Source organism: Mycoplana sp. MJR14 (genome assembly GCF_029210525.1).
In the GTDB taxonomy this organism is placed as follows: domain Bacteria; phylum Pseudomonadota; class Alphaproteobacteria; order Rhizobiales; family Rhizobiaceae; genus Mycoplana.
In genome coordinates this window covers 57,543-72,889 of the sequence record NZ_JARGEO010000003.1, presented here as the reverse complement: position 1 = coordinate 72,889, position 15,347 = coordinate 57,543, and the positions used below count along the sequence as shown (strand labels likewise).

The 15,347-nt window shown below is 67.3% G+C and carries 14 protein-coding genes and 1 pseudogene; 12 read left to right on the top strand and 3 right to left on the bottom strand.

What is annotated here, in order from left to right:
• The first annotated feature begins 154 nt into the window (after window positions 1-154).
• The 8 genes and pseudogenes from P0086_RS08380 to P0086_RS08345 all read left to right on the top strand — a co-directional run bounded on the left by P0086_RS08380 (window position 155) and on the right by P0086_RS08345 (window position 5,967).
• Window positions 155-1,144 (top strand): ABC transporter substrate-binding protein, encoded by a 990-nt coding sequence (locus P0086_RS08380; RefSeq protein WP_275784553.1) that lies wholly within the window; start codon window positions 155-157, stop codon window positions 1,142-1,144.
• On the top strand, window positions 1,145-1,987 hold the full coding sequence (locus tag P0086_RS08375) for an ABC transporter permease (RefSeq protein WP_112613145.1): 843 nt from the start codon (window positions 1,145-1,147) through the stop codon (window positions 1,985-1,987).
• 1 nt (window position 1,988) lies between these two features.
• Window positions 1,989-2,795 (top strand): ABC transporter ATP-binding protein, encoded by an 807-nt coding sequence (locus P0086_RS08370; RefSeq protein WP_275784548.1) that lies wholly within the window; start codon window positions 1,989-1,991, stop codon window positions 2,793-2,795.
• Between the two features lie 6 nt (window positions 2,796-2,801).
• A complete protein-coding gene (locus P0086_RS08365) occupies window positions 2,802-3,554 on the top strand; it encodes an ABC transporter permease subunit (protein ID WP_112594805.1) in 753 nt (250 codons plus the stop codon).
• Entirely contained in the window at window positions 3,554-4,264 is a 711-nt protein-coding gene (locus P0086_RS08360; protein ID WP_112613143.1) for a fumarylacetoacetate hydrolase family protein, read from the top strand. The genes P0086_RS08365 and P0086_RS08360 overlap by 1 nt, the downstream gene beginning before the upstream one ends.
• 159 nt (window positions 4,265-4,423) lie before the next feature.
• Window positions 4,424-4,987 carry a PadR family transcriptional regulator gene (locus P0086_RS08355; RefSeq protein WP_148188138.1) on the top strand — a complete coding sequence of 188 codons (564 nt, stop codon included), beginning with the start codon at window positions 4,424-4,426 and terminating at the stop codon, window positions 4,985-4,987.
• Window positions 4,987-5,277, top strand: a pseudogene (locus P0086_RS08350) (DUF2218 domain-containing protein); the annotation flags it as partial. The gene P0086_RS08355 and the pseudogene P0086_RS08350, both read left to right, overlap by 1 nt.
• A gap of 117 nt (window positions 5,278-5,394) precedes the next feature.
• Window positions 5,395-5,967, top strand: a complete 573-nt coding sequence (locus tag P0086_RS08345; protein ID WP_148191249.1) for an O-methyltransferase — start codon at window positions 5,395-5,397, stop codon at window positions 5,965-5,967.
• A gap of 14 nt (window positions 5,968-5,981) precedes the next feature.
• Here P0086_RS08345 and P0086_RS08340 read toward each other — a convergent pair whose 3' ends face one another.
• From P0086_RS08340 to P0086_RS08330, 3 genes are read right to left on the bottom strand one after another with little or no spacing between them, the layout of a single operon-like run.
• A complete protein-coding gene (locus P0086_RS08340; protein ID WP_148191061.1) occupies window positions 5,982-6,392 on the bottom strand; it encodes a hypothetical protein in 411 nt (136 codons plus the stop codon).
• Between the two features lie 32 nt (window positions 6,393-6,424).
• Window positions 6,425-7,279, bottom strand: a complete 855-nt coding sequence (locus tag P0086_RS08335) for a TIGR02587 family membrane protein (RefSeq protein ID WP_148191059.1) — start codon at window positions 7,277-7,279, stop codon at window positions 6,425-6,427.
• 13 nt (window positions 7,280-7,292) lie between these two features.
• Complete coding sequence (locus tag P0086_RS08330) at window positions 7,293-8,513, bottom strand: FAD-dependent oxidoreductase (protein WP_275784541.1); 1,221 nt, start codon at window positions 8,511-8,513, stop codon at window positions 7,293-7,295.
• 140 nt (window positions 8,514-8,653) lie between these two features.
• Here P0086_RS08330 and P0086_RS08325 point away from each other — a divergent pair, with 140 nt between their 5' ends.
• The 4 genes from P0086_RS08325 (at window position 8,654) to P0086_RS08310 (ending at window position 15,210) form a co-directional block, all read left to right on the top strand.
• Window positions 8,654-10,597 (top strand): AI-2E family transporter, encoded by a 1,944-nt coding sequence (locus P0086_RS08325; protein WP_275784538.1) that lies wholly within the window; start codon window positions 8,654-8,656, stop codon window positions 10,595-10,597.
• 104 nt (window positions 10,598-10,701) lie between these two features.
• Complete coding sequence (locus P0086_RS08320) at window positions 10,702-13,185, top strand: heavy metal translocating P-type ATPase (RefSeq protein WP_275784534.1); 2,484 nt, start codon at window positions 10,702-10,704, stop codon at window positions 13,183-13,185.
• A complete protein-coding gene (gene cueR, locus P0086_RS08315; protein ID WP_112594789.1) occupies window positions 13,182-13,613 on the top strand; it encodes a Cu(I)-responsive transcriptional regulator in 432 nt (143 codons plus the stop codon). The genes P0086_RS08320 and cueR overlap by 4 nt, the downstream gene beginning before the upstream one ends.
• A gap of 166 nt (window positions 13,614-13,779) precedes the next feature.
• On the top strand, window positions 13,780-15,210 hold the full coding sequence (locus P0086_RS08310; protein WP_275785238.1) for a carboxypeptidase: 1,431 nt from the start codon (window positions 13,780-13,782) through the stop codon (window positions 15,208-15,210).
• The last annotated feature ends 137 nt before the right edge of the window (window positions 15,211-15,347 follow it).

Below are 15,347 nucleotides of genomic sequence, written 5' to 3'. Positions count from 1 at the left end.
TTCTGTTTAATTTCATTTACTTATGCCTTCAATCCGGCATCCTGCACGTTTCCTTGCTGCCGTGCAGCAACACTTAGCGGTTGACACAATTCCATATTAATGAAGAATTGGTTTCAGATTGGGTCGAGGAGCCCAATTTCTGGGAGGAAAGAAAATGAACATGTTTGCCAGACGAATGCGGGCGTCGGCGGCTGCTGCCGTCTTCTGCCTTTCCGCTGCGATCCCGGGATGGGCGCTCGCCGATCCCATGCGCGTCGCCTTCGGCGATATCGCCACCGTCGAATCCCTGCACCTTCTGGCCGCGCTCGAGCGGGCGAAGGAGAAGGGTGTCGACGTCCAGGTCACCTTCCTCAAGAGCGAGGACATCGCCGCCCAGGCCGTCGTCAGCGGCCAGGCCGATATCGGCGTCGGCGGACCCTATGCGCTGCTGCAGAAGGTGAAGGCGCCGATCCGCATCTTCATGCAGCTGTCAAAGCTGCAGTTCTATCCGGTCGTCAATTCCGAGGCCTACAAGGAATGGAAGGACCTGGACGGCCAGGAGATCGCCGTTCATTCGCGCGGGTCGGGCACGGAAGCCATCATGAAGCTGATGGCCGACAAGAACGGCATCAAATACTCCAACATCTCCTACGTGCCGGGCGCCGAAGTGCGGACGGGCGCGCTGCTGCAGGGCAACGTCAAGGCGACGATCGTGGATTCGTCCGGCAAGCGCGTTCTCGAAAAGGAGGCCCCCGGCAAGTTCATCTTCCTGCCGCTGGGCGAGGTCAGCGCCACGGACGAGGCGCTCTTTGCCAACACCGAATACCTGCAGAAGAACCAGAAGGACATCGAGATCCTGGTCGAGAGCATCATCACCACGTGGCGCGAGGTCGCGGCGGACCCGAAGGCGGCCATCGCGCTCCGTGACAAGTACAAGCTCCTGCCCGATGCCACGCCGGAAATGGTGGCCGGCATCGAGCCCTATTTCACGGAAGCGGCTGCGACGCTTCCGCTGAACGGCGGCGGCGAGGATGCGGCGCGCGACGACTTCGAGTTCTACACGATCTCGGGCGCGCTCGAGGGCAAGCCGGCGGAGCTGAAGGTGGAGGACTTCTGGGATCTCACCGCGCTGAACGCGGTGCTCGCCAAGACCGGGACCAAGTAGATGCACATGGCCGCTTCACCGCACAAGGTGGGCGCGACGGGAGGGGCCGGCAGCGGCTCCTCCAGCATCGTCGAGACGCTCGCCGAATTCGCCCGGCGCCGGAAGTCCTTCTGGGTCGTGGTGTCGCTCGCGATCCTGTTCACCGCATGGGAGATCGCCGGCCGGGTGCCGATCAGCTTCGCCTTTCCGACGTTTCTGGAAACGCTCTCGGCGCTGATCGAGATGGCCCTCGACGGCACGCTCCTGCCCGCCTACCTCATCACGTTCCAGCCGCTTCTTCTCGGCGTCGCGGTCTCCGCCGTCCTCGGCATCGGGCTCGGCATCGTCATGGGGCTGTCCGACAAGGCCGAATGGCTGCTGGCCCCCGTCTTCATCGTGCTGCAGGCCGCGCCCATGGCCGCACTGGTGCCGCTCGTCACCTTCGTCTACGGCATCGGTCTCGTCGCCAAGACGCTGGCGGTGATCATGCTGGCGCTGCCGGTGATCGTGCTCAACTCGTACAAGGCCGTGCGCCACGTCAATCCGTCGCTGGTCGACATGTGCCGCTCGTTCCAGGGCACGCGCATGCAGCAGATCTTCAAGATCATCATTCCCGATGCGACGCCGGTGCTGTTCGCCGGCCTTCGGCTCGGCATCGCCGCCGGCTTCATCGGCGTCATGCTCGCCGAGTTGCTGATCACCCCCACCGGCATCGGCGACCTGATCACCTATCACCGCTCGGTCGCCAATTACGCACACATGTATGCGGCCGTGGCATCCATCATCGCCGTGTCGACGCTGACGCTCGCCGCCCTGCAATATGTCGAGCTGCGCTTCCTGCGTCCCGAAAAGAGGAGAAAGTGACATGGCCACTCCCATGCCGGCCCGCGCGGCCGACCCCGCCGGAACAGCCAGATCGGATGCCATCGTCGAGGTGCGCGACATCTGCAAGCGCTATGGCGACCTCGAGGCCCTTCGCGGCATCAACCTCGATTTCGAGCGCGGCAAGCTGACGACGCTGCTCGGCCCCTCGGGCTGCGGCAAGACCACGCTCCTGAAGATCATCGCCGGCCTCGTGCCTGCGACGTCGGGCCAGATCCGCATCAACGGCAGGGTCGTGACCGGCCCGGGCCCCGAGCGCGCCTTCGTCTTCCAGGATTTCGCGCTGATGCCCTGGGCGACCGTGCTGCGCAACGTCGGCTTCGGGCTGGAGCTGAAGGGCGTGCCCCAGGCCGAACGGCACCGCATCGCCCGGCACTACATCGGCGAGGTCGGGCTGTCCGGCTTCGAGGAGAAGTATCCGCACGAGCTCTCCGGCGGCATGCGGCAGCGCGTCGGCATCGCCCGGGCGTTCTCGGTCAACGCCGACGTGCTGCTTCTGGACGAACCGTTCTCCGCAGTCGACGAACAGAACCGGCGCAAGTTCCAGGAAGACCTGCTGCGGCTGGTCGACAAGGAGCGCAAGACCTTCCTGTTCGTCACCCACTCGATCGAGGAAGCCGTCTACGTCTCCGACCGGATCGTGCTTCTGTCGCCGCGCCCCGGCCGTGTCTCCCAGATCATCGAGCCCGCCATCGACCGCACCGCCGCACCGGACGTGATCCGGCGCGACAAGGGCTATCTCGATGTGGTCGAGGAGATCTGGCAGGGCCTCAGGCAATATGCGGAGTGAGGCGCCATGACACTCTTCGGCATTCGAATTCCGATGATGACGTCGCTGATCTTCTGGGCGCTGGTCTGGGAGATCGTCGGCCGGATGGACGTCATCTTCCTGATCCCGCCGATGACATCGGTGATCGCCGCCGGCATCGGGCTGGTGCAGACGGGCTCCTGGCAGAGCGCGACGGTGATCACGCTCCGCTCCTTCGCGCTCGGCATGGCGATGGCGATCGCCGTCGGCGTTCCGCTCGGGGTGGCGATGGGGCGGGTCAAGGTCGTCGACAACATCTTCGGCCTGTGGGTCAACATGTTCGTCAGCGCCCCGCTGTCGGCCCTGGTCCCGATCCTGATGATCCTGTTCGGGCTCGGCGAGACGACGGTGTTCGTCACCGTCTTCCTCTTCGCGGTCTGGATCATCGTGCTCGACGCCCGCGCCGGCGTCATGCAGGTGCCGCCCTCGCTGATCGAGATGGGACGCTGCTACGGCGCCTCGCGCTTTACGATCTTCACCAAGATCATCCTGCTCTCCGCCCTTCCGGAGATCCTGGCCGGCATCCGGATCGGGCTGATCCGCGGGGTGAAGGGCGTGGTGATCGGGCAGATCCTCGTCTCGGTCATCGGTTACGGCGAACTCTTCGAGCTCTATTCCCGCAGCTTCGACATGGAGCGGTTCTGGGCTCTCACAATCATCCTCTTCGCGGCAGCCATGCTTCTGTCCGCGGCCGTGGAACACTTCGAAAAACGCATCGAATATTACGCAGGAGCGCGATAATGAACGACATGACCTCCATCAACGCCGCTTACGTCTTCAAGCCGGCGGCCATTCCAACCCTGCCGGTGGTCGGCACCCAGGCGCTCTTTCCGGTGCACCGCATCTACTGCGTCGGGCGGAACTTCGCGGACCACGCCATCGAGATGGGCCACGACCCCAACAAGGAGCCGCCGTTCTTCTTCCAGAAGAACCCGGACAGCCTGGTCCTGCCCGGTCACGATTTCCCCTACCCGTCCGAGAGCAACGACGTCCACCACGAGGCGGAACTCGTCGTGGCGCTGAAGAGCGGCGGCGACAACATCCCGCTCGAAAAGGCGCTCGACTGCGTCTACGGCTATGCCGTCGGCCTCGACATGACCCGTCGCGACCTGCAGGGCGAAGCCAAGAAGCTCGGCCGCCCCTGGGAAACGGGCAAGGCCTTCGAAGCCTCGGCGCCGTGCGGCCCGCTGCACCCGGTCGAAGAGGTCGGCCATCCGACCCAGGGCGCCGTCTGGTGCAAGGTCAATGGCGAGCTTCGCCAGAGCGGCGACCTCAACCAGATGATCTGGAAGGTGCCGGAGATGATCGCCTACCTGTCGAAGCTGTTCACCCTGCAGGCCGGCGACCTGATCTTCGCGGGCACGCCCGCCGGCGTCGGCGCGATCGTGAAGGGCGACGTGATGGTCGCCCATGTGGAAGGCGTCGACGAGATCACCTTCAAGGTCGCGTGAATGGTTCGGGCGCGCTCCGGCGCGCCCGTCCATCGTTCTCCATTCGCGACGCTCGAGCAGAACAAGCGCCCGCATTGCCATCGACCGCCCGAATTTCCGATATATCTTATTTCCAGATATATCTTGATTTCCGATATATCGTGTTCTATATCGTGATCCATGAAACATCATGGACACTTCGGCTTCGGCCGCTTCTTCTCGCCGCCCGAGGATCGGTCGGGCCACCACAATCATCATGACGGCCATCACGGGCGCGGCCGGCGCGGCCGGCTGTTCGACTACGGCGACCTGCGCCTCCTGATGCTCGCCATGATCGCCGAGGCGCCGAGCCACGGCTACGAGCTGATCAAGTCGATCGAGGAAAAGTTCGGCGGCGCCTACGCGCCGAGCCCGGGCGTCGTCTATCCCACCCTCGCCTGGCTGGACGATATGGGCTACGCGCGCGTCGAGCCCGTCGAGGGCGGGCGCAAGCGCTACAGGATCACCCCCGAGGGCGAGGCCTTCCTCACCGCCAACCGCGGCCTTCTCGACGCGCTTCTCGCCCGTGGCCGCGCCATGGAGCCGGGCGGCCGCAAGGACCTGCCGCTTCAGGTCCTGCGGGCCATGGAAAACCTGAAGCTCGCCATGCGACTGCGGCTCAAGGGCCGTCCGCTCGACGAGGCGGCCATCAATGCCATCGCCGCGGCACTGGACAAGGCCGCCGAAACGGTGGAGCGCAGCTGATGGACAACGCCGCGTCGATCACCCACCCGGTCATGGCGACTGCGTCCATCCCCACCGGGCACGCAAGCCGCTACCTTCAGCAGCTCTGCAAGCACTTTGCCCACAAGCGCCCGGTCACTTTCGATACGCTGTCAGGCCAGATCTCGTTTGCCATCGGCGAATGCCGTCTCGCCGCCGACCCCGCGGCGCTGCGGATCGTGCTGGGCGCCGAAGACCGGGAACAGATGGCCGAGTTGCAGGATGTGGTCGTCCGTCATCTCGTCCGCTTCGCCTTCCGCGAAGAACTGAGCGTGGAATGGACCGACGTGCCCGTTAGGCCGGCTGCGGCCTCCGCGACCGAGGCGCTTCGGGTCGGCGAGCACGCGCTGGACCCCGAGGTGACGGCCGTGCTCGACACCTATCACGCGATGCAGCGCGAGGAGCAGCAGACGCCACGCACGGAGCCGCCCGGCGGCCGCGACGGCGGGCAGGACATGCGGATGCGCGCCATCGGGCCCGACACGGGGCGGTTTCTCAACACGCTGGCCAGAAGTCTGTATGCGCCGCTCATTCTCGAGCTGGGCACATCGTTCGGCTACTCGGCGATCTGGCTTGCCGATGCGGCCCGATCGGCGGGCGGCAAGCTCGTGACGATGGAATATCACGACTACAAGTCGGCCTTCGCACGGCAGAAATCGGCAGAGGCCGGCCTCGAAGGGCACGTGGAGTTCGTCGTCGGCGATGCGACGAAACTGATCGGCGCGCTCGGATCGAAGGTCGATTTCGTCTTCTTCGACCTGTGGAAGGATCTCTATCTTCCCTGCCTGGAGGCGGTCTATCCCCTGCTCAACCCCGGCGCCATCCTGGTTGCCGACAACATGCTGCGCCCCGGCGGCGAGGACATCCGCCGCTATCAGCAGGCGCTGCGGGCCAAGCCGGGCATCACCAGCGTCCTGCTGCCGATCGGCAGCGGCCTCGAGGTCAGCCGCTTCGAACCGTAGGGCCGCCGCTTCGGCTACGGATCAGCGTAGCCCACCGCCGCGATGCGGACAGCCAGGCCTGCCGGATCGTGCCGGAAGATCAGGCCGCCGCTCGCCTTCGACTGCATCGGCACGTAGTCCAGCGTCGTCTCGACCGCCTCGACCACGGCATCGCCGTCGACGAGTTCGCCGCGCACCAGGACCTGCGCCGCCGTCGCACGGGCGGCATTGCCGATCTCGAACTCCACCTGATAGCCGCCGCTGCGGGCCTCCTGCCGGACGACGCTGACCGACAGGTCGGGCGCCTCGTCACGCTGGCCGATCGCCTGCACCCCCATCCAGGCGATCATCGCGATCACGCAGGCGGCGGAGAACAATCCCGTCAGCCATTCGACGACGTGCGGATCGCCGGTCTCGGTATGCCGGGCGGTGGACATCTTCGTCATGCTGCATCCTCGCGTTGGAACATGGCCAGGGACTATAGAATGAGCCGTGCCGCCGCCGCGCCGATGGCGCCGGGCAGGCTCAGGACCACCACCGTCATCATCACCTGCGTCATCGCGATCCCGTCCAGGCGATGAAAGGTCCAGAGGCAGTAGAGGCTGATGGCGAGCGCAATGAGGTAGCCGGGAAGGGTGAAGCGCACCAGCGCGTGCCAGCCGGGCGTGCCCTCCTCCACGACATGCCCTCCCATGAAGGACAGCGCGTAGACGAAACCGTGCATCAGGACGATCGACGCCACGATGACGGCGATCGCGTGCCAGGGCGTCATCTTGTAGGAGAGCAGGATCATCTCCTCCGTCGGCGCGACGTTCAGGCAGAGGAACAGGGCGCCGACCGCCATCATGAACAGCTCGCCCGCATAGCTCGTCTCGGCCTCCGCTTCGGCCCCTTCGTCTTCGTCCGCCTCGTCGCCCACGGCCGGCCCGCCGAGCTGGCTCCGCCCCAGAAGCGCACCGATGCTGGCCGGGACCGACTGGATGGCGATCATCCCGACGATCTCGTTGAGCGACTGGTCCGAGCGCAGCACCCCGATCGCAAGCAGGATGAGGCCGCTGCAGACCATGCCGAGGAAATAGGCGATGCTCGCGTCGCGGATCGCCTCCCGCAGCGTCGTGGTCCGCTCAAAGCCGATGCGGTGGGCGAGCAGCACCAGCAGGGGAACGTTGACGAGCAGCAAGAGGAAGAGGCGCGCCCGGTCGATGTAGAAACCCAGTTCCCACATCTCCATCGTCAGGAACATAGGCAGGGCGAAGAGCAGGGCGCCGGCAAGCCCCCGCGCCAGCCCGACAGCAAACCGCCTGTGATCGAAGTCCTTGCCCGAGGCCGCCATCCCTGCCCTCCTCCTACCGAAACGAAAACAGGGTTGCGTCCGTGTCGTCATGGCCGAGGATGCCGGCTGCAATGATCTCCGCGGCGATCTGGCTGAAGGTGATGCCGTTGCCGCCATAGCCCATGGCCGCGTGGACGTTGCGAAACCCGGGAACGCGACCGATCATCGGAAGCCCGTCCGCCGTCACGCCGAAGGCCGCCGCCCAGACATAGTCCGGCTCCTCGATGTCGAAGCCGATCAGCGCCTTCAGCTTCCGCCGCAACCGGGCGGACTTCGCGGCCAGCTTCGCCTCGTTTCGGAACGCATCGGCGCTGTCCTCGTCCTCGCCGCCGACGACGATGCGCCCGTCCGGCGTCGAGCGGAAGTAGAGATAGGGATCGGCCCCCTCCCAGACGAGATAGTCCTTCAGCCATTCGGGCCGGGGATGGTGCGGCCGGGTGGCCATCGCCCAGGTCGAGACGATCGCATGGCTCTTGTGGGCGACCGCCTCGAGGAACTCGTAGCCGGTGCAGAAGACCACGTGGCGCGCCCGCACGAGCTCGCCCTTCGAGGTTGCGACGACGTTGTCCTCGCCGACGGAGCGGATGTCGGTGATCTCGACCCCCTCGACGATGGAAACGCCCCTGGATCCGGCCAAGCGCAGCAATCCGGCCGTCAGCTGCGCCGGGTTTGCCGATGCGGAAACATCCGAAACGATCGCCGCCGTCCGGTCCATGCCGAAGGCCTGCCGCAGTTCCGCGGCACCTTTCAGTTCGGCGGTCAGTCCCGCCTCTGCCCGCGCCTCCGCCTCGCTTCGAAGAGCGCGCGCCCCATAGGCGTCGCCGGCGAGGTAGAGCGTCTTCTTGCGCTGCATCCGACAGTCGATCCCGAGCGATCCGACGAGCGTCGTCAGGCTTTCGACCGCCCGCGCCGAGCGTTGCCAGATGCGCCTTGCCGCGGCCACGCCACGCTGCGCTGCCAGCCGGTGCAGCGGCACGTCGATCTCGTGCTGGATCATCGCCGTGCTGGCCATGCTGCTGCCGTGCACGGGCTTGCGGCGGTCGACGAGGACGATGTCCAGTCCGCGGTCCAAGAGCGCCGTCGCCATCAGCGCGCCGCCGATGCCGGCCCCGACGATCAGCACGTCGACGTCCCCGTCCGGGAGGGACCTTTGCGTGGGGACCGCGATGCCGCGCGTATGCGACCACAGCGGATCGGAGGAACGAAGCTGTCTCTTCCGGGTGATCGCCTGCACTCGAAACCTCCCTTTCCGGAGCCGGCTGTTCCGCGGCACGCCGGAATTCTCCCGGGTGGGCCACCATGCGCGGAAATCGCCGCGTTCTCAACTTGCCGGCCCGCCTTTGCGGACTATTTGCTTTCGCACGGGAGAGGATAATGGCCGAACGAGGCGACGAGTTCCGAGACCTGGATGTGCCGTCGCTTCAAGGCGCCCGGCCGAACATGCCGACCCTGCTGACCTTCGTCGGCGCCGTTGCGATGCTCTATCTGGCGCGCGACGTCTTCCTGCCGATCGCGATCGCGCTGCTCCTCACCTTTGCCCTGGCCCCGGTCGTGACCACCCTTCGCAGGGTCGGCCTCTCGCGCGTTCTCGCGGTGATCTCCACGGTCCTGTTCGCCTTTTCCCTGATTGCGGTCGTCAGCCTGGTGATCGCGCTGCAGGTTTCGCACCTCGCCCGCAGCATCCCCACCTACCAGGCCAATGTCGTGAGCAAGATCGAGACGATGCGCGAGGCGGGCTCGGGAACGGGCGTCGTCAGCCAGATCTCCGCGGTCCTCGAGCGCATCAGCCGCGAGATCAGCGAGATGAGCAGCGAGGTGGCGAGCGACGATGCCCCGCCCAAGCCGGTGCTGGTCGAGATCTACGCGCCCGACCATCCGATCCAGGTGCTGACCAACCTGATCGTGCCGCTGCTGGCGCCGGTGGCGATGGCGGGACTGGTGATCGTCGTCGTCATCTTCATGCTGCTCGAGCGGGAGGACCTGCGCGACCGCTTCATCCGTCTCGTCGGCTACGGCGACCTGCACCGCACCACCGAGGCGCTGGAGGATGCCGGAACCCGCGTGGGCCACTACCTGCTGATGCAGCTCGTGGTGAACATTCTCTACGGCGTCCCGGTTGCGCTCGGCCTGTGGCTGATCGGCATTCCCAACGCGATCCTCTGGGGCCTGCTCGCGATCGTCTTCCGCTTCCTGCCCTATATCGGCCCGATCATCGCGATGATCCTGCCACTGTTCCTGGCGGTCGCGGTCGCCCCCGGCTGGACGATGCTGATCTGGACGGCGGCACTGTTCATCGTCATGGAGCTCGTGATCAACAACGTGGTGGAGCCGACGCTCTACGGCTCGAAGACCGGCCTCTCGCCGCTTGCCGTGATCGTCTCGGCGATCTTCTGGGCATGGATCTGGGGACCGGTCGGTCTCGTGCTGTCGACGCCCTTGACCGTGTGCCTGGTCGTGCTGGGCAAGCATGTTCCGCAGTTCGGCTTCCTGCAGGTGCTGTTCGGCAGCGATCCGGTGCTGGCGCCGCATGCCAGGCTCTACCAGAGGCTGCTTGCCGGCGACCCGGACGAGGCCACCGACCAGGCCGAGGAGCGCCTGGAGGAAGACTACCTGATCGACTACTACGCGACCGTCGCCATCCCGGCGCTGGTGCTCGCCGAACGCGACCGCGCCCGCGGGGTGATGAGCGAGGAGCAGCGGCTGAGGGTTGCCGAAAGCGGCTTGACCCTCGTCGCCAACATGGACGACATCGCGCTCGAGGAGGCCGAGGAGGACGACGGCGACGACGCGCTGGTCGAGCCGGACGGGGAAAAGGAGGCCGTGGCGGAGGCCGGCGCGGGACAGCGGATCCTCTGCATCGGCGGTCGCGGCGAGCTCGACGATGTCACCGCCGCGATGCTGGCGCAGGTGCTGCGCGTCGAGGGCGCGCATGCCGCCACCGAGAGCTTCCGCCAGATGGAACCGGCGCGCATCCGCCAGATCCCGGTGCGCGACCTCGATACGGTCGTCATCTGCTATCTCAACCAGGATTCGCTCAAGCACGCGCGCTTCGCCGTCCGGCGCCTGAAGCGGATCTATGCCGCGCTGCGCGTGGGCGTCGCGCTGTGGAAGCCCGGCGAGGACGAGGAGGAGCCAGACCTCAAGGCCGCGGTCGCGGCCGGCGCCGCGCTCAATGCCGACTTCCTCTGCACCGACATGACCACCGCCGCGATCGCGGCGCTGACGAAGGCGCCGGTGGTGCCGCTCGCAACGCCCGGCAAGGTCAGGGCCAGGCGACGCCTCGTGGCCGACCGGCCGAAGGTGGTCAGCCTGCGCTGACCGCTGCAGCGGCCCCTGTTCCGGAAAGGCGGCTGCGGCAAAACGGCCGCTTGACCTTGACATGATGGGAAGGTGCATGATCCTCTCACGAAAGGACGTGCATCATGCTCACAGTCAACGAACCCCTGCCGTCGCAGACGGTCAAGCTGAACATCGAGGACATGACCTGCGCCTCCTGCGTTCGCCGCGTGGAAAAGGCGATCGCCGCCGTTCCCGGCGTCACGAGCGCCCGGGTCAACCTCGCCACCGCACGGGCGGACATCGCCTTCGACGGCAAGCCGGATGTCACCGGCGTCGCCCAGGCGGTCCGGGCGGCCGGCTACGGTGTCGATGAGGAAACGCTCGAGTTTGCCGTCGAGGGCATGACCTGCGCCTCCTGCATCGCCAGGGTCGAAAAGGCCCTGAAGGCCGTGCCGGGCGTCCTCGACGCCACGGCGAACCTCGCCAGCGAACACGCCCGCGTCCGTTTCCTGCGCGGCACCGTCGATTTCGACGATCTCGCCGCCGCCATCGAGAAGATCGGCTACCACGCGCTGCGCGAACCGTCTGCCGCGGCCCCTACGGACGAGGACAGGCGCGCCGCCGAGGTTGCAGGCCTCCGCCGCTCGCTCATCCTTGCGGCCCTTCTGACCGCTCCGCTCTTCGTCATGGAGATGGGCTCGCATGCCATCCCGGCCTTCGGGCACTACATCCACGAGACGATCGGCATACAGGCGAGCCGCGTCATCCAGTTCGCACTGGCGACGATCGTGCTCGCCGGCCCCGGCGCGCGCTTCTTCCGCAAGGGCGTGCCGAGCCTGCTGCGCGGCGCGCCGGACATGAATGCGCTGGTGGTGATCGGCACGACCGCCGCCTGGGTGTTCTCGACGGTCGCGACCTTCGCCCCGGAATGGCTGCCGGGCGGTGCCGCGGACGTCTATTTCGAGGCGGCCGCCGTCATCGTCACGCTGATCCTTGCCGGCCGCTTCCTCGAAGCCCGCGCCAAGGGTCGCACCGGCGAGGCGATCCGGCACCTGGCCGGATTGCGGGCCACGTCGGCCCGCATCCTGAAGGACGGCCAGCCGGTCGATGTCGCGCTCGAAACGGTGGTGCCGGGGGATCTGGTGCTGGTGCGGCCCGGCGAGAAGATCCCCGTCGACGGCGACGTCACCGAGGGACGCTCCTTCGTCGACGAATCCATGATCACCGGCGAACCGATGCCGGTCGAGCGCCAGGCCGGCGACGGCGTCACCGGCGGCACCCTGAACACGACCGGCTCCTTCACCTTCCGCGCCACCCGCGTCGGCGCCGACACGGTCCTGTCGCAGATCATCCGCATGGTCGAGGACGCCCAGTCAGCCAAGCTGCCGATCCAGGCGCTGGTCGACCGCGTGACGCAGTGGTTCGTCCCCGCGATCATCGCCGTCGCCCTTCTCACCTTCGGCCTCTGGTATGCGCTCGGCCCCGACCCGGCCCTGGCGCATGCGCTGGTGGCGGCCGTCGCCGTGCTCATCATCGCCTGCCCCTGCGCCATGGGCCTTGCCACCCCGACCTCGATCATCACCGGCACGGGGCGGGCGGCGGAACTCGGCGTCCTGTTCCGCCAGGGCACCGCGCTGCAGACGCTGGAGGCAACCGGCGTCGTCGCCGTCGACAAGACCGGCACCCTGACGCTCGGGCGTCCGGCCCTGACCGAGATCATCCCGGCAGAAGGGTTCGATCGCCGGGAGGTACTGGCGCTGGCGGCCGCGGCCGAGGTGCGCTCCGAACATCCGATCGCGATTGCCATTCATGAGGCGGCGAAGGCCGAGAACCTGGAGCTTGCCGCAGCCGAAGCCTTCGAGGCCCGATCGGGGCTGGGTATCTCGGCGAGCGTCGGCGGGCGCTCCGTGGAGATCGGCTCGATCGGCCACATGACCGCGCTTGGCCTGGACGCCGCGCCGTTTGCGGCTGACGCGGAACGGCTGGCGGGCCAGGGCGGCTCGCCGCTCTACGCCGCCGTCGACGGCAGGCTCGCCGCATTGCTGGTCGTCACCGATCCGGTCAAGCCGACGACTCTAGAAGCGATCGCAGCGCTCAAGGCGCTGGGCGTCGAGGTCGCGATGATCACCGGCGACAACCGGCGCACCGCCGAAGCCGTGGCGGCCGCCCTCGGCGTCGACCGGGTGATGGCCGAGGTCCTGCCTGACGGCAAGGTCGCCGCCGTGAAGGCGCTTTCCGAGGGCGGCAGGAAGGTCGCCTTCGTCGGCGACGGCATCAACGACGCCCCGGCGCTCGCCGCCGCCGACACCGGCATTGCGATCGGCACCGGCACCGATGTCGCCATCGAGAGCGCCGACATCGTTCTGATGGCCGGCGACATGCGGGGCGTGGCGACCGCGATCGCCCTGTCCCGGGCGACCATGCGCAACATCCGCCAGAACCTGTTCTGGGCCTTCGGCTACAACGTGGCACTGATCCCCGTCGCCGCCGGCGCGCTCTACCCCGCCTTCGACATTCTGCTGTCACCGGCGATCGCCGCCGGCGCGATGGCGCTGTCCAGCGTCTTCGTCGTCAGCAACGCCCTCAGGCTGAAGCGCTTCCGCCAACCAAAGGAGAAGCAGGCATGAACATCGGAGAAGCGGCGACCGCCAGCGGCGTCACCGCGAAAATGATCCGCCACTACGAAGCGATCGGCCTGATCCCGGAGGCCGGCCGCACCGGTTCCGGCTACCGCACCTACGGGCCGAAGGACCTCGCCACCCTCGCCTTCATCCGCCGCTCGCGCGACCTCGGCTTTTCCATCGCCCAGATCCGCGATCTTCTCGCGCTCTGGCAGGACCGCAGCCGCGCCTCCGCCGACGTCAAGCGGATCGCCGGCGAGCATATCGAGGAGTTGAGTGCGAAGATGCGCCAGTTGCAGGAGATGGTGATGACGCTGCAGCACCTGTCGTCCCATTGCCACGGCGACGACCGTCCCGACTGCCCGATCCTCGAGCGGCTGGCGACGGGCGCAAGCGAGGAGGACTGCTGCGACGCACCGCATGCTTCGGCCTGACCCGCGCCCGAGCCGGTCGCCGTCTGCGCCCACCGCGATCAAATACTGTTGAGTTCCGGTCAGCCCGCCGTCCCTCTAGAGTGGCCGGCGGATGGAACGGAGGAGGATCGCCTTGCACCGCCTGCTGATTTCGACGGTCTTGCTCGCGGCGTTGATCGCGTCCCCGCTGCCGGCAGCGGCGCAGGACGCGCACCCCGCCGTCGCGCCCACGGCGACCGGCCTGTTTCACCTGCTGCCGGCCGATGCGGTCACCGAGCATGTGCTGAAGCGTCCCGCCGGCGACCTGCCCTACACCGCGACGGCCGGCACGATCGATCTTCGCGGCCAGGACGGCAAGGTCAGCGCGAAGGTCTTCCACACCGCCTATGTGGCGAAGAACGCGCCGGCCGGGCGGCCGATCACCTTCGCCTTCAACGGCGGACCGGGGGCGGCTTCCGCCTATCTCCACCTCGGACTCGCCGGTCCGCGGATCCTCGAATTCGAGGGCGAGAACAGGGACGGCACGCAGCCGGCGCTTTCGGACAATCCGGACAGCTGGCTCGATTTCACCGATCTGGTGTTCATCGATCCTCCAGGCACGGGCTGGAGCCGCGCCGCCGACAAGGACGCCGAGGCCGCCTTCTACGGGGTGCGGAACGATGCCGAGGCGATCGCCAAGTTCATTGCGCTCTATGCGCAGAAGCATGGTCGCACGGCGTCGCCGAAGTTCCTGCTCGGCGAGAGCTATGGCGGCCTGCGCGCCGCCAAGGTCGCAGCCGCGCTGAAGGACAGCCAGGGCATCCTCGTCTCGGGCATCGTGATGGTGTCGCCCCTGATCGAGGGCAGCTTCATCTTCCGTTCCAGCGACGACCCGCTCGGCGCCGCCCTGCAGCTGCCGTCGCTGGCGGCAGCTGAACTGGAGCGCAAGGGCGGCTTCAGCGCGGAGCAGATGGCCGCGGCCGAACGATGGGCGATGCGCGACTACCTGGTTGCGCTCGCCGGCCCGGCTCCCGCCGGGGACGAGGCCGACCGGCTCTATACGCGCATTGCCGAGATGACCGGGATCGCGCGGGACGAGGTCGCCCGCGCGCGCGGCTTCGTCGGCGACCTCTATCGCAAGCGCCCCGACGGCAAGATCGCGAGCCCCTATGACGCGGCCTTTCTCTACGACGACCCCTATCCGGAGTCCGGAGCCGATCGCGGCGACGACGCGATCCTCGATGGCTACACACGGGCCTATGGCGCTGCCTTCGCCGCCTACGCCCGTGACGAACTGCGCTTTTCCACCGAGATGACCTATCGCCTGCTCGAACCGGACGTGAACCGCCGGTGGGACTGGGACGGCACGCGCGCGACCACCGGAGCGACCGGTGACCTGCGCACGCTCCTGTCGGTCACCCCCTCCTTCCGCCTGCTCGTCGCCCACGGCTACAGCGATGCGCTCACGCCGTACGGCGTCAGCCGCTACATCATCGACCACATGCCACCCTCGCTCGTCGCCGGTCGCGCGAGCCTGCGGGTCTATCGCGGCGGCCACATGTTCTACACCAGCGCGTCGCAGCGGCGGGCGTTCAGCGCCGATGCCCGCGACTTCTACCAGCGACCGCCGGGCGGATGACGCCTTCCTGTTGCCAAGCGGCCAGCGACCTGGCTATTGTCCGCCGAGGGCCGGAGGCGGCCTGCAGTCCGCGCCCCCTGGGCATGGCGAACGCCTCCGCTGATCTTACCTGACCGTTCATCGTCGGGCGAAGACGT

Excerpts from the sequence above, each read along its gene's own strand:
- P0086_RS08380 (WP_275784553.1), top strand. The coding sequence starts at position 155 with ATGAACATGTTTGCCAGACGAATGCGGGCGTCGGCGGCTGCTGCCGTC.
- P0086_RS08325 (WP_275784538.1), top strand. The coding sequence starts at position 8,654 with ATGGCCGAACGAGGCGACGAGTTCCGAGACCTGGATGTGCCGTCGCTT.
- P0086_RS08370 (WP_275784548.1), top strand. The coding sequence starts at position 1,989 with ATGGCCACTCCCATGCCGGCCCGCGCGGCCGACCCCGCCGGAACAGCC.
- P0086_RS08365 (WP_112594805.1), top strand. The coding sequence starts at position 2,802 with ATGACACTCTTCGGCATTCGAATTCCGATGATGACGTCGCTGATCTTC.
- P0086_RS08355 (WP_148188138.1), top strand. The coding sequence starts at position 4,424 with ATGAAACATCATGGACACTTCGGCTTCGGCCGCTTCTTCTCGCCGCCC.
- P0086_RS08340 (WP_148191061.1), bottom strand. The coding sequence starts at position 6,392 with ATGACGAAGATGTCCACCGCCCGGCATACCGAGACCGGCGATCCGCAC.
- cueR (WP_112594789.1), top strand. The coding sequence starts at position 13,182 with ATGAACATCGGAGAAGCGGCGACCGCCAGCGGCGTCACCGCGAAAATG.
- P0086_RS08375 (WP_112613145.1), top strand. The coding sequence starts at position 1,145 with ATGCACATGGCCGCTTCACCGCACAAGGTGGGCGCGACGGGAGGGGCC.
- P0086_RS08335 (WP_148191059.1), bottom strand. The coding sequence starts at position 7,279 with ATGGCGGCCTCGGGCAAGGACTTCGATCACAGGCGGTTTGCTGTCGGG.
- P0086_RS08345 (WP_148191249.1), top strand. The coding sequence starts at position 5,395 with ATGCAGCGCGAGGAGCAGCAGACGCCACGCACGGAGCCGCCCGGCGGC.
- P0086_RS08320 (WP_275784534.1), top strand. The coding sequence starts at position 10,702 with ATGCTCACAGTCAACGAACCCCTGCCGTCGCAGACGGTCAAGCTGAAC.
- P0086_RS08360 (WP_112613143.1), top strand. The coding sequence starts at position 3,554 with ATGAACGACATGACCTCCATCAACGCCGCTTACGTCTTCAAGCCGGCG.